16 protein-coding genes are annotated in these 17,254 nt (G+C 31.5%); 2 read left to right on the top strand and 14 right to left on the bottom strand.

The features are described from left to right. Positions 1-36 precede the first annotated feature (36 nt). Entirely contained in the window at positions 37-585 is a 549-nt protein-coding gene (gene rfbC, locus DI076_RS03230; RefSeq protein WP_108958595.1) for a dTDP-4-dehydrorhamnose 3,5-epimerase, read from the bottom strand. A 176-nt stretch (positions 586-761) separates the two neighbouring features. Between rfbC and DI076_RS03225 the strand changes: the two genes are divergently transcribed. Next, positions 762-1,520, top strand: coding sequence for a glycosyltransferase family 2 protein (locus DI076_RS03225; RefSeq protein WP_108958679.1), 759 nt, complete (start codon positions 762-764; stop codon positions 1,518-1,520). A gap of 9 nt (positions 1,521-1,529) precedes the next feature. Here the strand turns inward: DI076_RS03225 and glf are convergent, their stop codons facing one another. After that, a complete protein-coding gene (glf, locus tag DI076_RS03220) occupies positions 1,530-2,675 on the bottom strand; it encodes a UDP-galactopyranose mutase (RefSeq protein ID WP_108958594.1) in 1,146 nt (381 codons plus the stop codon). 302 nt (positions 2,676-2,977) lie between these two features. Between glf and DI076_RS03215 the strand changes: the two genes are divergently transcribed. After that, positions 2,978-3,742 carry a rhamnan synthesis F family protein gene (locus tag DI076_RS03215; protein ID WP_167396501.1) on the top strand — a complete coding sequence of 255 codons (765 nt, stop codon included), beginning with the start codon at positions 2,978-2,980 and terminating at the stop codon, positions 3,740-3,742. Here DI076_RS03215 and DI076_RS03210 read toward each other — a convergent pair. The 12 genes from DI076_RS03210 to wbjC form a co-directional block, all read right to left on the bottom strand. Then, positions 3,735-4,490: a glycosyltransferase family 2 protein gene (locus DI076_RS03210; RefSeq protein WP_108958592.1), complete on the bottom strand. Its 756-nt coding sequence runs from the start codon at positions 4,488-4,490 to the stop codon at positions 3,735-3,737. The two genes, DI076_RS03215 and DI076_RS03210, sit on opposite strands and share 8 nt — an antisense overlap. A 65-nt stretch (positions 4,491-4,555) precedes the next feature. Further along, the gene (locus DI076_RS03205) at positions 4,556-5,344 is read right to left on the bottom strand and encodes a hypothetical protein (RefSeq protein ID WP_135358377.1); all 789 of its coding nucleotides are present in this window, start codon (positions 5,342-5,344) and stop codon (positions 4,556-4,558) included. A 243-nt stretch (positions 5,345-5,587) separates the two neighbouring features. Continuing rightward, entirely contained in the window at positions 5,588-6,163 is a 576-nt protein-coding gene (locus tag DI076_RS03200) for a methyltransferase domain-containing protein (protein WP_167396500.1), read from the bottom strand. 304 nt (positions 6,164-6,467) lie between these two features. Further along, a complete protein-coding gene (locus tag DI076_RS03195; protein WP_108958589.1) occupies positions 6,468-7,409 on the bottom strand; it encodes a hypothetical protein in 942 nt (313 codons plus the stop codon). Further along, positions 7,406-8,515, bottom strand: a complete 1,110-nt coding sequence (locus DI076_RS03190) for a glycosyltransferase family 9 protein (RefSeq protein ID WP_108958588.1) — start codon at positions 8,513-8,515, stop codon at positions 7,406-7,408. Before DI076_RS03190 ends, DI076_RS03195 begins: the two co-directional genes overlap by 4 nt. Next, the gene (locus tag DI076_RS03185) at positions 8,508-9,824 is read right to left on the bottom strand and encodes a flippase (protein ID WP_108958587.1); all 1,317 of its coding nucleotides are present in this window, start codon (positions 9,822-9,824) and stop codon (positions 8,508-8,510) included. The genes DI076_RS03190 and DI076_RS03185 overlap by 8 nt, the downstream gene beginning before the upstream one ends. Beyond that, on the bottom strand, positions 9,821-11,110 hold the full coding sequence (locus DI076_RS03180; RefSeq protein ID WP_108958586.1) for an O-antigen polymerase: 1,290 nt from the start codon (positions 11,108-11,110) through the stop codon (positions 9,821-9,823). The genes DI076_RS03185 and DI076_RS03180 overlap by 4 nt, the downstream gene beginning before the upstream one ends. 13 nt (positions 11,111-11,123) lie before the next feature. Further along, a complete protein-coding gene (locus DI076_RS03175; protein ID WP_108958585.1) occupies positions 11,124-12,464 on the bottom strand; it encodes a hypothetical protein in 1,341 nt (446 codons plus the stop codon). Beyond that, entirely contained in the window at positions 12,465-13,727 is a 1,263-nt protein-coding gene (locus DI076_RS03170; protein WP_245918250.1) for a sugar transferase, read from the bottom strand. A 9-nt stretch (positions 13,728-13,736) separates the two neighbouring features. After that, positions 13,737-14,948 carry a glycosyltransferase family 4 protein gene (locus DI076_RS03165; protein ID WP_108958583.1) on the bottom strand — a complete coding sequence of 404 codons (1,212 nt, stop codon included), beginning with the start codon at positions 14,946-14,948 and terminating at the stop codon, positions 13,737-13,739. 16 nt (positions 14,949-14,964) lie between these two features. Continuing rightward, the gene (gene wecB / locus DI076_RS03160) at positions 14,965-16,095 is read right to left on the bottom strand and encodes a non-hydrolyzing UDP-N-acetylglucosamine 2-epimerase (protein WP_108958582.1); all 1,131 of its coding nucleotides are present in this window, start codon (positions 16,093-16,095) and stop codon (positions 14,965-14,967) included. Continuing rightward, positions 16,092-17,201 (bottom strand): UDP-2-acetamido-2,6-beta-L-arabino-hexul-4-ose reductase, encoded by a 1,110-nt coding sequence (gene wbjC / locus DI076_RS03155; protein WP_108958581.1) that lies wholly within the window; start codon positions 17,199-17,201, stop codon positions 16,092-16,094. The genes wecB and wbjC overlap by 4 nt, the downstream gene beginning before the upstream one ends. Positions 17,202-17,254 lie beyond the last annotated feature (53 nt).

The raw sequence follows: 17,254 nt of genomic DNA, 5'->3' as shown, positions 1-17,254 counted from the left end.
TAAGTGAAAATTCTTCCTGAACTAAATCAATTTCGGTTAAAAAGGACTTTTGAAATCTTTAAAGAAAGGTAACACTTTATCCTTCTCAGATAATATACAATCTTGATATGGAATACCCCAGTTTATGTTTAAAGTTGGGTCATTAAAAATGACTCCACCTTCACTTTCCTTCGAGTATTCATTTGTAACTTTGTATAAAAATTCGGTGTTGTCTTCTAGAGTAATAAATCCGTGTAAAAAACCAGAAGGGACCCAGAAAATCTCATGATTTTTCTCTGTTAGTTTTACAGAGAAATGTTCACCATAAGTGGGTGAATCTTTTCTAATATCAACAATGACATCCAAGACAGAACCTCTGACTACTCTTACCAATTTTCCTTGGTCGTGAGGAGGAGATTGGTAGTGTAAACCTCTCAAAACATTTTTGCCTGATTTCGAGTGATTGTCTTGTAAAAAGATTTTTGGAATTCCCAATTTTTCATATTCAGACGACTTAAAAGATTCAAAAAAAAATCCTCTGTCATCACCATGTACCTTAGGAAAAATTAAGACAGGTCCTTTGATAGGAAAAACTTGCGTTTGCATTCTCTAATTTGCCACCAACTTCTTGTAATCATTTAAAAAATGAGTCCTACGCATAGAAAAAATCGAACCCATGAAACGAATCATGAAAATGTTTTTATGAAAACCTATTTTAGATTGTAATTGACGAAAGTTATATTTGCATTTTCCTTAAATTGACCAACAAAGTCACAAACAAAATGCCAAATAAACCTAAAGTCAGCGTTTGTATTGCAACCTATAACGGTGAAAAGTATATCTCCGAACAATTGAATTCAATTTTAATCCAACTCTCCGCAGAGGATGAAATCATCATTTCTGATGACTCCTCTACAGACGGTACATGTGAGATTTTAAAAAAAATCGCAAGTAGCGACAAACGCATTCAACTTTTCCTAGACCAGAAATTCAAAGATCCAATACAAAATTTTCAAAATGCATTGTACAAAGTTTCAGGTGAATTCATTTTTTTATCTGACCAAGATGATGTTTGGATGGAAAACAAAGTCACTACCGTCATACAAAAACTTGAAAAGTTTGATTTAGTCATCCATGACTCAATTGTAACGGATGAAAAACTTAACAAAATGCACCCTTCTTTTTTTCAATACTTTGGATCCAAACAAGGAATCTTCAAAAACGTCTTGAGAAGCTCTTATTATGGATCTTGTATGGCATTCCGAAAATCTTTATTGGACAAAGCCTTACCTTTTCCCAAAACAAAAGAAATAGGACATGACCTGTGGATTGGATTAGTGGCGGAGTTAACTGCTAAAGTTTTATTCTTAAAAGAACCTTACTTACTTTACAGAAGGCATGCGGAAACATTTACCATGCGCGGATTAGGTGGAAAAAAGAGACCTATTTATAAAATGGCACTTGGACGTCTCATTATGTTTTACGAAATTCTTAAGTTTTTAGTAAAATATAAATTTGGTATTAGTAAAAAACAGCAATAGAGCTATTTTTTACTCACTAAGCGAAGGTTTAATTTTGTCCTCAAATAATCCTAATGCAGACGAAATCGTTTCATGCATATCAAAGTATTTATAATCTCCTAACCTACCACTGATATATACATTTTTCAAACTATGTGCTTCTTCTCGGTACTTCTTGACTAAGTTCGAATTTTTTTCATCATTGATTGGATAATAAGGATTAGTTCCATCATCTAACGAAGAATACTCCTTAATCGTTAATGTTTTTTGTCCATATGTCCTTTCTGGATGCAAATGCCTAGGTTCGTGTATCCTCGTATAAGGAACAGATTCTTCAGCAAAATTCATTACAGAAGTACCTAAATAATCATCATATGGATGAACCTCAGATTCAAACCGAAGTGTACGATACTCAAGTTTCCCAAATTTATAATCAAAAAATTGGTCCAATGGTCCACTATAAACCAGGATTACATCTTTTGAGATTTTATCTTTGATATCAAAATAATTCGTATTTAATTGTGTAGTGATGAGTGGATTAGATAACATACGTTCAAATATTTTTCCATATCCATCCCGAGGAATACCTTGCCAACGACTGTAATAATAACTTTCATTATAGTTTTTTCGTATTGGAAGCCGATTTAAGATAAACTCTGGTAAATCCTTAGGATCCTTATTCCATTGTTTTTTTGTGTAACCGCGAATAAATGCTTCATATAGTGGTCTACCAATCAAAGAGATTGCTTTCTCCTCAAAATTCTTTGGAGGTGAATCGATTTTATCTTTTGCTTTTTCTTTTGCTAAAAAATCATCTACTTCAAAAGGTTTTAAATTAACGTTATAAAATTGATTGATTGTCTCCAAATTGATCGGCATTTGGTAAACTTTATTTTGATAGGTTGTTAATACTTGGTGAAAGTAATTATTGAATTCCGTGAATTTATGAATGTAATTCCAAACTTTTTCATTGGAAGTATGGAATATATGAGTTCCATATGTATGAAATTCAATCCCTGTTTCTGGATCAATTTCTGAGAAACAATTACCACCGATATGGTTTCTCTTCTCTATGACTAGGACTTTCCTCTTTAACTCAGATGCAACTCGCTCTGCAATTACAGAACCAAAAAAACCTGAGCCAATCACAACTACCGAAAACTGAGAATAATCCATAGAATTAATAAATTTACTGTAAGGGATACATCAAGAGATTTTTATCCTCAACAATAGAAAAATGCAGACTTCAAAAATAATATTGATTAAAAATGACTTTTTCTATGACAATGAAATAATAAGTTATCAATACAATGTTGAATTATACAAAAAAAAGCAAATTAATTATTTGCAAAGAACATCTGTTAAAGTTATTATATTTTTTGGTAAACACGAGTGTTTTCAAAAAAATATTTTTAAACAAAATACCGAAAATCTATAATTCAATATCCTTTACTAATAAATCAACAAATCGTCTGGTTTTGTTCTCCACCTATAACACTGATGGAAAAATCAAAGAAAGCTTACTCTTTTATCTAGCAAAATTAAAAGAGTTAAAAACTGATATCGTACTCATTGACACATCTCCCTCCAGCATACCGGAAGAAATAGAAAAAACAAAACCATTCTTAAGGCAATATATCTGGAGAGAAAACTTAGGTTATGATTTTGGATCTTGGAAAGTTGGGTTTTCAGAAATAGGTGACTGGAAAAAATATAACCAGATCATCATCACAAATGATAGTATTTTTGGCCCTATCTATCCACTTGCTCCAATTTTTGAAAAATTCGATTCACAAGAAATAGATGTTTGGGGTTTAACCGATTCTTATGAACTATCGTATCACTTAATGAGTTATTTTTTAGTATTTCAAAACAAAATCATCCAATCAAAGGAATTTGAAAACTTTTGGAATTCGATGGTATTTTTTCCTACAACTTGGAAAAAATTTCTGATTTTATCTTACGAGGTTGGAGGTACGAAATACTGGAAAAAACATAATTTTAAAACCAATACTTACATCAAATTTGAAAACCTGACACAGCCGATTTTCAAAAATTATTATAACAACCCTACCCATGTATTTTGGGAAAAAATCATATCTAAAAATTCATTCCCTTTTCTTAAAAAGGATCTAGTCAGAACATTAATTTCTACTAATGAGTTTGAATCTGTCAAAAATGTTTTAGGAAAGTACAATCCTGAAATCCTTAGATTAGTCGAAAAAGAGAATTCAATTAATTAGAGCGAAACTTCAATAACAGCTGTACAATTTTTTTACTAAAGTCAGGCATTCTTTCGAAAAGTATTCTTTTTACCATATATTGAAATGATACTTTTCCAAGGATAAAATCAAATGCAACTTTTTGTTCCAATGACCAGGATTGACTAGAAACTCCAGAATTATCATTTATGGAAATCGCCATATCTACATATTGATAATGTTTTTCATCAATCGATCTAAGAAAAATATAATCAGAAATAATGAGTTTTTTTGTCTCAAGATATGGGCCACGATTTTTATGTAAGGATGCTCGATAAACCAAAGATTGGTGTAAAAGATATCCTTTCGATAAGTTTGCATACCCTTTTACGAGAACTTCAGGATTTTCTTTTAAATTACAAAGAAACCAATCTCCATATACTACCTGTATCTCTTTTGAAATTGGATCTTTAAAGAGGTGATTAATCGTATTCTCATTAACCAATCGATCTCCAGCATTCAGAATACAAATCCACTCCCCTGTAGCAAGGGATACTCCTTTGTTAATTGCATTATAGATTCCGGAATCTTTTTCACTGACCCAAGTATTAATTTTCGATCCATAGGATTGAATGAGTTCTACACTGCCATCTGTTGATCCCCCATCGATCACAATGTATTCAATGTTAGAATACGTTTGGTTGATCACACTCTCAATTGTATGTTTTAAAAACGATTTATTGTTTAAAACAATCGTAATAATAGATAATTTCGGATGTATTTGGGTCATAGATATTGATTTAATTATTCTTTTTTATCTGTTTTTAAAATCAAAACAGTGCTACGTATTTTACCTTAGTTCGATTCCGAACTTTCTCCATACTTTACAAATTGTACTAGAATCATTGTTATCGGTAAAATAAAAATCGGTAAAAATTCAGTAAAAATCCTATATTCATAAATATTTGCTGTGTAAAGGAAAATCAAAAGAATCACTAAACCAATCGGTAACGTTTTACGAATCCGCAAAGGTAAAATTGAAACATTTTGTTTCATAAAAAGTGGAATTAAAAAAAGGAAAGGAAAAATCAAAAAAGAAAATCGATAATACGGTTCAAAAAAAATTGGATTCTTTATTTCATATGGCATTGATAGAAAAAATTCAATATTTGACCAGTACTGATCTTGGTAAACTTCACCGCCTTTCATCGAAAACATAAACTTTAAAATTAACTTAATTGATACCCAAATCAATAACAATAAACCAATTCTTTTTAGTAATTTATAAGTTCCCAATGATTGGAAGTAAACCAAAAAGTAAATGAATACAAATATGAGTGATGTCTCTCTATTGAATGTTGCAAAAGAAAAAAAGAGAGCGAATGGCAAAAATCTTCCTTTCTGCAAAAAATACAAAAAAATCACATTTGCAAGGAGCGCATAGGTATCATATAAAAAATAAAGTGGCATATACCTTGGCAAAAATGCAAACCAAGGAATCGTTAAAATAAGTAATCCAGTGGCAATCATACCAAACTGTTTTCCTTTGTTACAAACTCCAACCTTGTAAAAAATCTCAAATACAAGAAAAAATGCAACTAACTCCAAAAGATACACTGACTCTTCTGGAGTGAAATGAAACACAATAGTTAGTGATTTTGCAACCCAACTAGTGAAAGCCCTTGATACAAATGGCTGAGAGAAATTTTGGTTAACAAAATTCTCATGTCCTATGAAATTAAAATTGAGTTGATGATGGAATCCCGTAAATAGAATGGAAATAGCCAAAAAAATTAGGTATCTCGGAAAACCTAATATGCATATATATTTGATAGCAAATCTAGATTCCAGATTTTATCTCCTTAATTGAAATCATTTCCAAAAATTTCATTTTATCTTATTTTCCAAACTTTTCATCATCTTATCATGATCAGACCATGTGAGACTGTCGTAATTAATTTTCGCATAGTTATAAAAAATATCCGATCGTTCCACTAAGAATTTGATCAATTTGATATTTAGCTTTTCCTTTGAAAAAAGATGAAATGATTGATTTATAGAATAGGAATGGTAATTGTATTTTCTTGCAATATAGGAAAATGTTTTTTGATTGTAAAAAGATATATGTTGTCCAGTTAAGAAAGAAAAATACCACCAATTCTGCGGTGGTATTTTCTCTCCATATGATTCAGTCGAAAATATATAAAATCTTGGGCTCTGCTCAATTAAAATATTTTGAAAGTGAGTATCTGGCTCAAGCAAATGTTCAAGAACTTCAAAACTGATTAAACATTCAAAAGAATTTTCGAGACTTCCGTCAAATCCCTTTGAAAAAAGATTTTTTGAATATGGGTCTGTCCAATAAGCATCTAATCCAAAATCTCTTAACATCCGGACTAACAATCCATAACCACCTCCAAAATCTAAAATCTTTCCTTTAAATCGAGTAAATATTCTTCCCAAAAGTCCTTTAAAAAAAATCCGAAGGAAAATCAATAAAAACTTATTGAGCCGAAGATTTGAGTTCAAAGCAGATAATAATACTAAAACTTTTCTGGAAAGATCTAAATTTCTTGATACAATCCCAGTATCAGTGATTGAAATAGATTCTTGGTATGCTTCATCTAACCATGTAACTCGATCCAATTGGAGAAAATCACAACGATTGCAATGGTATAGAGAAGATGAATATTTACCAAGATATATCATATCTGAGTAGACTATTTGACAATTACTAGAGCAAATACGACATTTCATTCTACTTAAATTATTCTCCCTTGTTGCACTTTGTTAAAATCATCAAATAGTATTTAACTTTCAAAAAGGTAACAATCAAATTAAAAACAAACTGATATATTTTATTTGGATAGTAGTTAACTTCTACAAATATATGGTATAAAAATTTAAGTTTTCTTTTCTTGGGATGAATAAGAGGAAAAGCTATTGATTCAGAGCTTAAATTTGCAAATTGAGAATTTTCATCAACTGTATGTGTCCCATCACTTCGAAAACCAATGTTTGAAATTAAATTGACATTAGGCATTATAGAAATTCGATTTTCTTTCCAGTTATGGAAAGTCCATTGATGATCCCAAGTATCTACTTTTCCTGATGAAGAGCCATTGATCCAATTGTACCATTTCAAAACTTGACGCTTAAAGAAAAATTTTTTACTTAAAACGGAATATAATTCATCATGTGGAATTCCAGTTGAACGGTAACCATCCCATGCTCTTCTCCAACTTGCCCAACCCCAAATATGAAAATATGTTGAGTAAAAATAAGAGTCTTTCAAATGAATTTTATTTCTAAAAAAATTATCACCAGAAATCATTCCAATCTGATCATCATCTTTATACTTTCTTAGTAATTCCTCACAAAATGGGAAAAAACTCAAATCAGGAAAACAATCATCTTCCAAAATGATCCCAGATTCTTCCTGGGAAAAAAACCATGTAATGGCGGAGCTAACCCCTTCTCGGCACCCATGATTTCTATCAGAAAATCTTACTTCATAAGGTATCGATGTAGGAATAAGTGAAGTTAGGTTTCTGACTTGTTTTACCTTATCTTGTTCCCCAGGTTTTTCAATTCTCGCACCATCTACTGCAAAATAAATTTTCGAGGGATTTGCTTCAATCATCCTCTTTAATGTTTTTTCTGCTAAATCTGGACGATTAAACGCAATCAATAAAACAGGAACACTCATTCAGAACGTAATCCTTTTAATATTTGTTTCACTGCTAAATCAATTCGGATAGAATCGATAGGGATAAGGGAACCATTCCGAAATGAATCATACACAATCTTTGGATGTTTACCGATGGCCATTTCAATGATAGGAGGAAAAAATACAGTTAGATTTTTATATTGTTTTGGATATGGTACAAATCGAAATGCATGATTGCCATTGGAAAAACAATACACTTTCGGCACTCCAGTTCCCATTGCCATATGCAAACCACTAGAATCCATGGTTAAGACAATTTTAGAATTTCCAATGGTATTGATTGTTTCAGAGAGAGTCAGTCTGCCGCATAAGTTTATCACTCTTTCTGAAATTTCACTTAATTCCTCAGCGATTCCGAATTCCGCCGGCCCGCCAAGTAAATTCACTCGATAGTGACTCTGATTATTGATTGATTTCAGAATATGGCCTAGGTTCTCTCTTGAAAATTGACGAGTCTTGGAGCTGGATCCAATAAAAAATGAAATTTCATTTTCTTTTTGTTTTTTTCGTTCAAATGGAAGAGAAAATTTCACGTTAGCAAAAACAGAATCTAATTCTCTGAAAAAAAACAAGTTTCTATCGAACTCAAATTCTATCTCTTTTTCCGATCTAATGATATGTGAATAGGATTGATCATTTTTTAATTTCAGCTCCCGAATATGGTTTAGATCATCACCAAATGGTGAGTATTTGAATTTTGCCTTCAAAGGTAAAAGTAAAAAATCTATCAGTAGATTACGTGAATAAGTAGGTTGAACAATTGTATGAAAGCGAAATGTATTCAGTAAAAAAAGAATCCCGTATCGATAAAGCACATTGTTTTGCAAGGTGTTTAAATTTACCCAAATGACCTTATCAATTGTAGAATGATCATATGTTTCAAAAATATTTTTCCATGCAACATTTCCGACAAAAACTATTTTTCGATTTTGATTGAATTCAGAACCCTTAAAATCTTTTAAAAAATTTCTAAAAAGAATGTAATCACCGATATTATCAATTTTACATAATAAAGTTACTTCTTCTTTAAAAAAGGAAAAAATCCGAAACAAATTAGCTAAATAAATAAGAATACTTTTAATCATTGGAATGATAAACACTTACTTGTTTTCTGATCATGTTACCTAAATTTAAAAATCTTATAAAGAGTATACTTCCCATTTGAAGGAACAAAAGCGGATGTAAACTTTTGAAAAATACCAAGAACAAGGTATTTGCACAAAATTGTGAAATCAAAGTAGCATAGGCTGCACCAAGAATTCCGTATTCAGGGATCCATAAATAATTTAAGATGATATTTACCAATAGTCCAAACAAACTTTTTAATATCGTCAATTTTTGCAGGTTCTCTAATATATAATAATTACTACCGGCAACACCTAAAAATACGAATAATGATGCCCAAATGTGTATCTTCAATACAGAGGATGAATTCAAATAATCATACCCATAAATTTTCAAAATCACAAAGTCTGCTGCAAATTGAGTAATACATGCTCCTAACAACGCCATCCAGAAAACAATACTATGCAAAATGGCAAACCGTTTCTTATACTGGATTGATAACTCTTTTTTCAAGGAAATCAAATGTGGAAAGAATGAAGAAGAAATTCCAATTGGAATAAAATACCAAAATTCACTAAGTCGGACACCTACACTATAAATGCCCAATTGTTCATCACCTAACATGGAACCTATCATAATTTGGTCTACTTTCATATAAACAATTATCGCAAAACCAGACAATAAAATTGGGAAGGATTCTCTTAGAATCGATTTGACTCTATCCAATTTGGGACGAACATTCAAAAATGAGGAATGCTTGAGTCGATAATATAAAAACAAAGAAAAATTTGAAATAATGCCCTCTGTTGCAAACGAAATAAAAATCCAACTAAAACTATAGTTAAAATATATCAATATAACTCTAATCAATGAAAAAGTAAAATATATTAGATTATCAATGATGACAACTTTTTTAATCTCTAAGTTCGACTCATAAACATACCTAACGATTGAAAAAGAACGGAATAATAAAGGAATCCCAAGAATCAGTAATAACTGAAATAAATCCGACTCATTTCGCAAAATTATCAGAAATAGAAAGGATAGTAAAAAAGATAATAAACCAAAAATAGAATGAAACCAAAAAGAAGCAGACAAAATCTCATTTTTTTGATCTGGTTCTGAAACTATTAATTTTACCAATATTCCTTCAGAACCAAAGGAAACAAAAATTCCAAATAAAACAATGATCGAATTTACATAATTATATTTCCCAAACCATTCTGGACCAAGGTACCTTACAATCATTACACTGATTGCAAAACCAACTATGAGCTTAAATACCTTGTCAAAAAAGAACCAAACTAAATTAAAAAAAATAGATTTCAATGGATTAACTTCGTATAAGCCTTTAAGAATACTTTTAATAAGTATAAAATGAATAAAGCTGGCAACATCGGACCCAATACCGTGGGCTGAAATACGCCATAGATAAAAATAAATAACAATCCATAAAATATGGCAAAATCAATTGGATCTTTACTTTTTAATGAAACGGAATAAAATGATAAAAAGAATCCAAATAAGATTCCAAATAAAGAAACTGCAATCAATCCGCCATCTCGGTACATCGCGAAAAAAATTGATCCATATGCATTAAATAAAAGGGGTTTATGATATTCATCATATCCAATTAGAAAGTTTTGGTGCAAATATCCTCCTACAAGATCAGCTTGGGATATTAAACTATACCCAAATTTATTGACTAATGGAATAAAATATCGTTCCACACCACCAAAAGTAGATAAACCATAAGTGTATTCATGAAGAATCGAATTTGGGTTTTTCAGCTCTGTATCAAATATGACAAATGATTCCGTATGGTAAGTTACAAAATAAGTTTTGAAAACATCTATTAAACTTAGCTTATCTCTATCGCTTGTGATCTTATATAAAACTAAAATTAAAAAAAACAAAAACAAGAATGAAATAATTACAATTTTCTTCATCTCATTAACTTTCTTTCTTTCTCGATAAAACAAAAAAAACAGAAAAAGCGAAAATATCAAATAGTGGTATCCAAATCTACCGTACATCATCAGCGCATCCAAGATAATCAATAAGGCTCCAAGGACCAACAAACCTTTTTTCTTACAAAATGCGAAATAAGAAAATCCAGCAAAAAAAATCACAAATTGTAACGGGCCTATTACAAACGCATGTATCTTTGCTAATTGGATTGAATTATAAAATAAAGTAGATGTCCCGGTGATCAATCCAAAAACATCACTTCTGTAATAGGAAGGCGTCATTACAAAACTAATTAAATAAATTGCACGAAGGGAAAACATGAGTTGAATCGGTATCAAAACTATTAATGCTAATCTAAATAAAATGTCATAAAAATACAAATTAATAGTGAGATACGATTTCTTTAAACGTATAGATGGTAATAGTTTTTCAACCATAAGAAAGCTAATCACAATAAATGTAAAAAATAAAAAATAAACCAATTGAGTTTCATTTGATATTAAAAACAAACCAGAGAGTGAAAAATACGTGATAACATTTAGAATTCCCCACCAGGCCAATATAATAACAAGACCTATCCCTTGTTTACTAAAATAAGAAACAAGTAGAATCATAATGATATAAAAGGATAGAGTTACTAACATCTTTTTCTGATTCTCATTTCTTAGGAAGGAAATTCCCTATAATGAGGAAGGGTATGGCTGGTAAAAAAAATCTAAAATCGCCAAAGAAAAAACAATAAAACACTAAAAAATATATTGGAACAACATATAAAGGAATACGTCTGATTCCAAAATATACTACTTTGAGCAAAAATAATAAAACCAAGACTAGATTCAGAAAGAATGCAAAATCTGAAAGTATTAACAATTGATTCTCTCTATTATAAGTTACAATTCCAGTATAAATCAGATTATTCGCCATTGTTGCTCTCGTATAATCGTCAACATTCGACTTCAATGAATAAAGATTTATTTTGTCATTCAGATGATAACATTTCTCTAAAATAGAATCATTTTTTAACTTAATTCTAATTGATTGAAACTCTTCTAATGTGAGATAACGAGGAAGTTGGCTATAAACATTCGTTCCAATCCCAACCGACCAAATCCAAGGTGATGGCATACCAAAGAGTAAGTATGATATTTTTTTAGAAACAAGTAAAGGAATGTCTTGGTAAGATGTGGCCCAAAATTGAAAGACATTCTTCTTTAAATCATCTGTTGGAAATTTTGAAATATTCTTCAAACCTTCTTCATCATAGTGACCAGTTGCATACTGATTGTTTCCGATAAATAAATTAGTTGCTCCGTTATTGGAAACCAGACCTAGTTTTCCGGTTTGTTGGTAATTAAATACCATCCAAGGCAAATGAAACATCAAAATAATCGTGTAAGAGATAACTAAAAAATACCTCCGTTGATTCGAAGGAAAATGGACGAAACAAAAGACAATTGGAATGAAAATTGAAATTGGTTTTACAAAAATGGATATCGCCAAAGCAACAGAGAATAATTTAAGTTTATTTAATATTAGTAGATAGAAACTAAGTAATAATAAGAAAATAAATACTGTTTCACTCCAAAACAATGAATTAAAGAATATAAATTCTGGATAAGTGATGAAAAGAATTACGGCCAATATTCTTCTAAGTCTATTGAAGATGTAGTGATTTATTATTTTATAACCAATTACAACTGACAAAGAAGACAAAAGCACATTCAATAGTTTGAAATAGAATAATTTCGTAATTCCCAATTTCATCAAAAGAGCAAGGATAGCGGAATATCCAACAGGCCAATAAAAATCCACTTTACCATCATTTGCTAAAAAATAAGCATTCGAATAATAAGCGTAGCCATCCATGGTAGGATAAGAATCAATATTTAAAACCCATACCAGTCGTATCAGAAAAGAAATGAGAAAGATTAACAATTCAAAACGATACTGAATTAAGTGACTGAATACTAACCTTAACTTTTCGAATATACGATTCAATTATCTAGCACCAAATCCTGTTAATATCGTTTTTATTGTTTTGAACGTAATCAGTAGATCTAACCAAAATGAAAAATTTTTAATGTAATAAAAATCGTATTCAAGTTTTACATTCATTCCTTCTACTTCGGCAGCATAACCTTGTTCGACTTGTGCCCAACCACTAATTCCAGGTCTAACGACATGGCGATATGCAAAAAAAGGAACATCCTTCTCATACCATTGAGATAATTCAAAAGATTCTGGTCTTGGACCAATAAACGACATTTGACCAATCAAAATGTTAAACAATTGAGGCAATTCATCAATGCGAAATTTACGGATAATTTTACCGATCCGAGTAATCCGTGGGTCATCATTTGGATTGGTAAATCGACCACCTTCCTTATTGGTATACATACTTCTAAATTTAAGCATAGGAAATACTTTTCCACGAAATCCCATTCTCGGTTGGATGAATAATGCAGGGCCTTTGGATTCTAATTTAATGAGGATAGCAATGATGATAAAAAATGGCAAAAAAATTGGAATGAGGAATAAAGCGGAAAGAAAATCAATCCAACGTTTGATCGATTCATAAATTTCCGATGGTAAAAGAGAACCAAAAACATTTTCAGAAAGGTGTTTGATCTTCACTCTTCCCGTGACAAACTCTCTTATTTTTTTCTCTGAATAGACTGGAATTCTTGCAAGTGTACATTGTGCTAAAAATTTTTCCCATTCTGGTGTTAACATTGGACTATCAAAATCAGCAACAATTGCATTGTAACGTTGTCCTTCTAAATCAGGAGATTTTAATATGGAAAAAAGTGCACCATGTGATTTTACCAAATCAAAGCTGGATGAAGATGGCAAAATCGCATAACGTATTAATCGATACCGTCTACCTAGAAAAAATCCAGCAAAACACCAAAGTAAAGTAACGATAAAACTTATAACAAATATTTGTAAGGAATAAGAAGCACGAAAAATCAAAATAAATAAAATGGGAATTGCAAAACAAATAATGGTTACAGGAAATATGTATGATACAGATTCTGATGCTGGTAATCGAAAAAGTTTCCTTAAACTAAAAGTTGCGATTAAAAATGAAATGATACTTGCTGATAATGATGTAATTAAATTGGGATCGTTTGCCTTCCAAAATTGAATCCCCCAAATAGGGAAGGCGGAAGAAATGATGAGTACCATTCCTCCCGATATAAACTGAAATAGAAAATTCAACAAAATACGTTCAAACCATCTTGAATGACGGCGAGTCATTTCAGTCATTTAAGACAATACCTTCCCTTTAACTAATGAATTGATTATTTTTTCAGCAGTTGTCTCTATGGAAAATGTTGTCTCCAAAAGTTTTTTGGAATTTTTTCCCATTGAATTACGATAGTTCTTATCAAGTAAGGCTAAAGCATTTTGATACAAGGTTTCGTGATCCCCTGCATTGGAAACAAATCCTGCATTTCCCTCTTCAATCACCGTTTTTAAATCATTTCCCCTATTCACTGCTCCAAGAATCGGAACTCCGACTTGCATATATCCAAGAATTTTTCCAGGAAAGTTATGTGTTTTATGGTCTGGATGTAGAGTAAAAAGTCCTATATCAATTTGAGTCAATATAGAGGTAAATACCTCTTGCGAAACAGATTCTAACAATATACAATTAGATAAATTCTTGCTCTTAATCGTGTCTTGGACTAATTGAAATTCATCCCCTGCTCCAAGGAATAAAAACTGTACTTTCGGGAAGGTTAACATTCGTTCGGCAAGAATCAAAAGATTTTTCATATCCTGGGCATGACCAATGTTTCCACCATAAAAGAAAATGATATGATCGCCCAGGTTGAATTTCTTTCTAATATCGATAGGAACCATTTTTTTGCTATCTACTAAAGGTGAGGCCCAATTGTATAATAGCTGAGTATTGCGTATATGTTGATTTGTTTCTGAAAACCATTTCAAATTGGCGGGTGATTGAATACCAATTACATCAGCAGTTGCATATAGCTTTCTTTCGTAAAAACGAAATAAATAAGCAAGGATTGAGTGTTCGCCAATCATTCCATTGTCTATGACCCATTGAGGAAAAAAATCCCGGAGAATTAAGTAAGCCGGAGATTTCCAAATTTTCTTTAAATATTGTACTAACCCTGACCAAAAAATAGTGGGAGAATAAAATACAATGAAATCATGAGGATTTGAGTTTAACCAAACGGATAGAGCTTTTTGAGCGCGAAATGATAATAACATTTCATTGATGAGTCGGATTGGTTTTGAAACGTTTTTAATTCTGCCTGATCGGAAACGAAGAATTTTAATTCCGTCTAAATCATCTAATGTATAAGATTCTTTTGAGTCTTGATCCGGAGTCACCACTGTGACAACATGACCAGAATGTAAAAACTCTAATGCAAGTTCATGCATCATTTTACCAGCTACCTTAATGCTCTTTGGTAAATAGTCGTCTACGATGATGAGAACTTTCATTAACTTAAAAAATATATCAGTATCGTTTCCAAACGATTCTGTTCACATAATCGGTATAACTTAATATAATTCGAACAACCTTTGCAGAAACATTGGGCATGGAATAATCTCCTACCAATCTAGATTGATTTAGGAAATTGTTCCCTTCCGTTTCCAATAATGCAAGTGCTTGCAGGATCCGTTCTTTATTAAGTCCCACCATCATCACAGCCGCTTCTTCCATTCCTTCTGGTCTTTCATGTGCTTCTCTGATGTTTAAAGCTGAAAATTTTAAAATGGACGATTCCTCTGTAATGGTTCCACTATCTGAAAGTACTGCTTTCGACTCAATTTGAAGTTTGTTATAATCCATAAAACCTAATGGCTTTAATAACATAATATTTTTATGGAATTGAATCATATATTGATCTATTTTTTTCTGTGTCCTAGGGTGAGTTGATACCACCACAGGGAGATTATATCTCTCCGCAATTGTATTAAGCGTATCTACTAACGAACGGAAGTTTCGTTCAGAGTCTATATTTTCCTCTCTGTGAGCCGAAACCAAAAAGTACTCATTACTTTTTAAATTTAGTTGTTCTAAAATTTTTGAAGACTGGATTCTATTTTTATAATGATTTAGAACTTCATACATAGGACTTCCAGTTTTGATGATTTGGTCAGGAGGTAAACCTTCGCGTAATAAATATTCCCGAGCAATGGAACTGTAAGTTAAGTTGATATCGGATGTATGATCTACAATACGGCGGTTAATTTCTTCAGGAACTCGTAAATCAAAACACCTGTTCCCTGCTTCCATATGGAAAATTGGAATTTTCCGTCGCTTTGCAGGAATCACCGCTAAACAGCTATTTGTATCACCTAACACAAGGAGTGCATCAGGAATCTCTTTAGACAACAATTTATCAAAACCAATAATGATTTTTCCAATTGTCTCGGCTCCAGTTCCCCCTGCTGCCTCTAAAAAGTAATCAGGTTTTCTGATTCCCAAATCCTGGAAAAAAATCTCGTTAAGTTCAAAATCGTAGTTTTGACCGGTATGAATGATTTTATGATCACATGCTTCATCAAGCGCAATCATGACTCGCGAAAGTCGAATGATTTCTGGTCTTGTTCCAATTACAGTAAATACTTTTAACTTTTTCATTTTGTAATTTCAGCCGCAATAGTATCAGGTAACTCTCGATTAAAAACTTCATTTGCCCAAAGCATAACTATCAAATCATTTTCACCAATATTTGTAATATCATGAGTCCAACCAGGAATCGTATCAACTATCGTTGGATTCTCATCAGTTACAACTAACTCATAATATTCCTTTGTGATTAAATGTTGGAACCGAAACAGTGCCTTGCCCCTTATAATCAAAAACTTTTCAGTTTTGGTATGATGATAATGTCTTCCCCGTGTAACTCCAGGTAGTGCGGAAAAAAATGAAAATTGCCCTGCTTCCTTTGTTTTTAACATCTCAACAAAGGAACCTCTCGGATCTTCATATTTTGGTAGCGTATAATTGCAGGAAGTAATTGGTAAGAAACTAATGTATGTAGAATAGATTGCTCGAATGAAACCCTGGCCTACATTTTCAATCAATAGTTTTTCCCTGTTGTCTCTAAAACCTGTAATTAAATCTGCTAATTCTCCAAGCGTAATTGTATAAACCGGTGTTACATCAATATATCCGGATAAATTCTTTCCATCCAGTGTCTCCAAAAAACTAGAAACCAAATCATCAATATAACAAAGATTTAATTCTTTTTCTCTGTCATTCACAACAATTGGCAAAGACCTTGCTATATTGTGACAGAAAGTTGCCACAACAGAATTATAATTTGGTTTAGAAAACTTACCGAATACGTTTGGTAACCTGTAAATAAAAGTCAAAGCTCCTGTTTTTTTACCAAAGTCTAGGATACAATCTTCAGCTTGTTTTTTTGAAATTCCATAGGAGTTTGTTAGCAGTGCTTGGATTGAAGAGGAAAAAACAATCGGAGTTTTTTTATTTAAACTCTCCAAATGTGTAACAATCTTTTTAGTTAAATCTGAGTTTCCAATAAAAAATTCACTTTCCGATAATGGTCTATTCACGCCTGCTAAGTGAAAGATAAAGTCAGCTGTTTTTAAAAAATGAAAAAGTTCACTTTCAGTAGTATTCTTAGTGTGTAAAAACAGTTCATGATTTTTGTTTTGAGAAATATGGATTCGTAGGTTTGTTGCAATAAATCCATCAGCTCCTGTTATGAGTATTTTCATTTAAATGACTGATCCTAGGGAAATATAACCAATTATTATTTCTAAAACAAAAA

The organism is Leptospira ellinghausenii (assembly GCF_003114815.1).
GTDB lineage: Bacteria > Spirochaetota > Leptospiria > Leptospirales > Leptospiraceae > Leptospira_A > Leptospira_A ellinghausenii.
This window is presented reverse-complemented; position numbering and strand designations above follow the sequence as displayed.

Bases quoted from the DNA above. Each gene is read 5' to 3' on its own strand.
- rfbC (WP_108958595.1), bottom strand. From the start codon at position 585: ATGCAAACGCAAGTTTTTCCTATCAAAGGACCTGTCTTAATTTTTCCT.
- DI076_RS03225 (WP_108958679.1), top strand. From the start codon at position 762: ATGCCAAATAAACCTAAAGTCAGCGTTTGTATTGCAACCTATAACGGT.
- glf (WP_108958594.1), bottom strand. From the start codon at position 2,675: ATGGATTATTCTCAGTTTTCGGTAGTTGTGATTGGCTCAGGTTTTTTT.
- DI076_RS03210 (WP_108958592.1), bottom strand. From the start codon at position 4,490: ATGACCCAAATACATCCGAAATTATCTATTATTACGATTGTTTTAAAC.
- DI076_RS03195 (WP_108958589.1), bottom strand. From the start codon at position 7,409: ATGAGTGTTCCTGTTTTATTGATTGCGTTTAATCGTCCAGATTTAGCA.
- DI076_RS03190 (WP_108958588.1), bottom strand. From the start codon at position 8,515: ATGATTAAAAGTATTCTTATTTATTTAGCTAATTTGTTTCGGATTTTT.
- DI076_RS03180 (WP_108958586.1), bottom strand. From the start codon at position 11,110: ATGTTAGTAACTCTATCCTTTTATATCATTATGATTCTACTTGTTTCT.
- DI076_RS03170 (WP_245918250.1), bottom strand. From the start codon at position 13,727: ATGACTCGCCGTCATTCAAGATGGTTTGAACGTATTTTGTTGAATTTT.
- DI076_RS03165 (WP_108958583.1), bottom strand. From the start codon at position 14,948: ATGAAAGTTCTCATCATCGTAGACGACTATTTACCAAAGAGCATTAAG.
- wecB (WP_108958582.1), bottom strand. From the start codon at position 16,095: ATGAAAAAGTTAAAAGTATTTACTGTAATTGGAACAAGACCAGAAATC.
- wbjC (WP_108958581.1), bottom strand. From the start codon at position 17,201: ATGAAAATACTCATAACAGGAGCTGATGGATTTATTGCAACAAACCTA.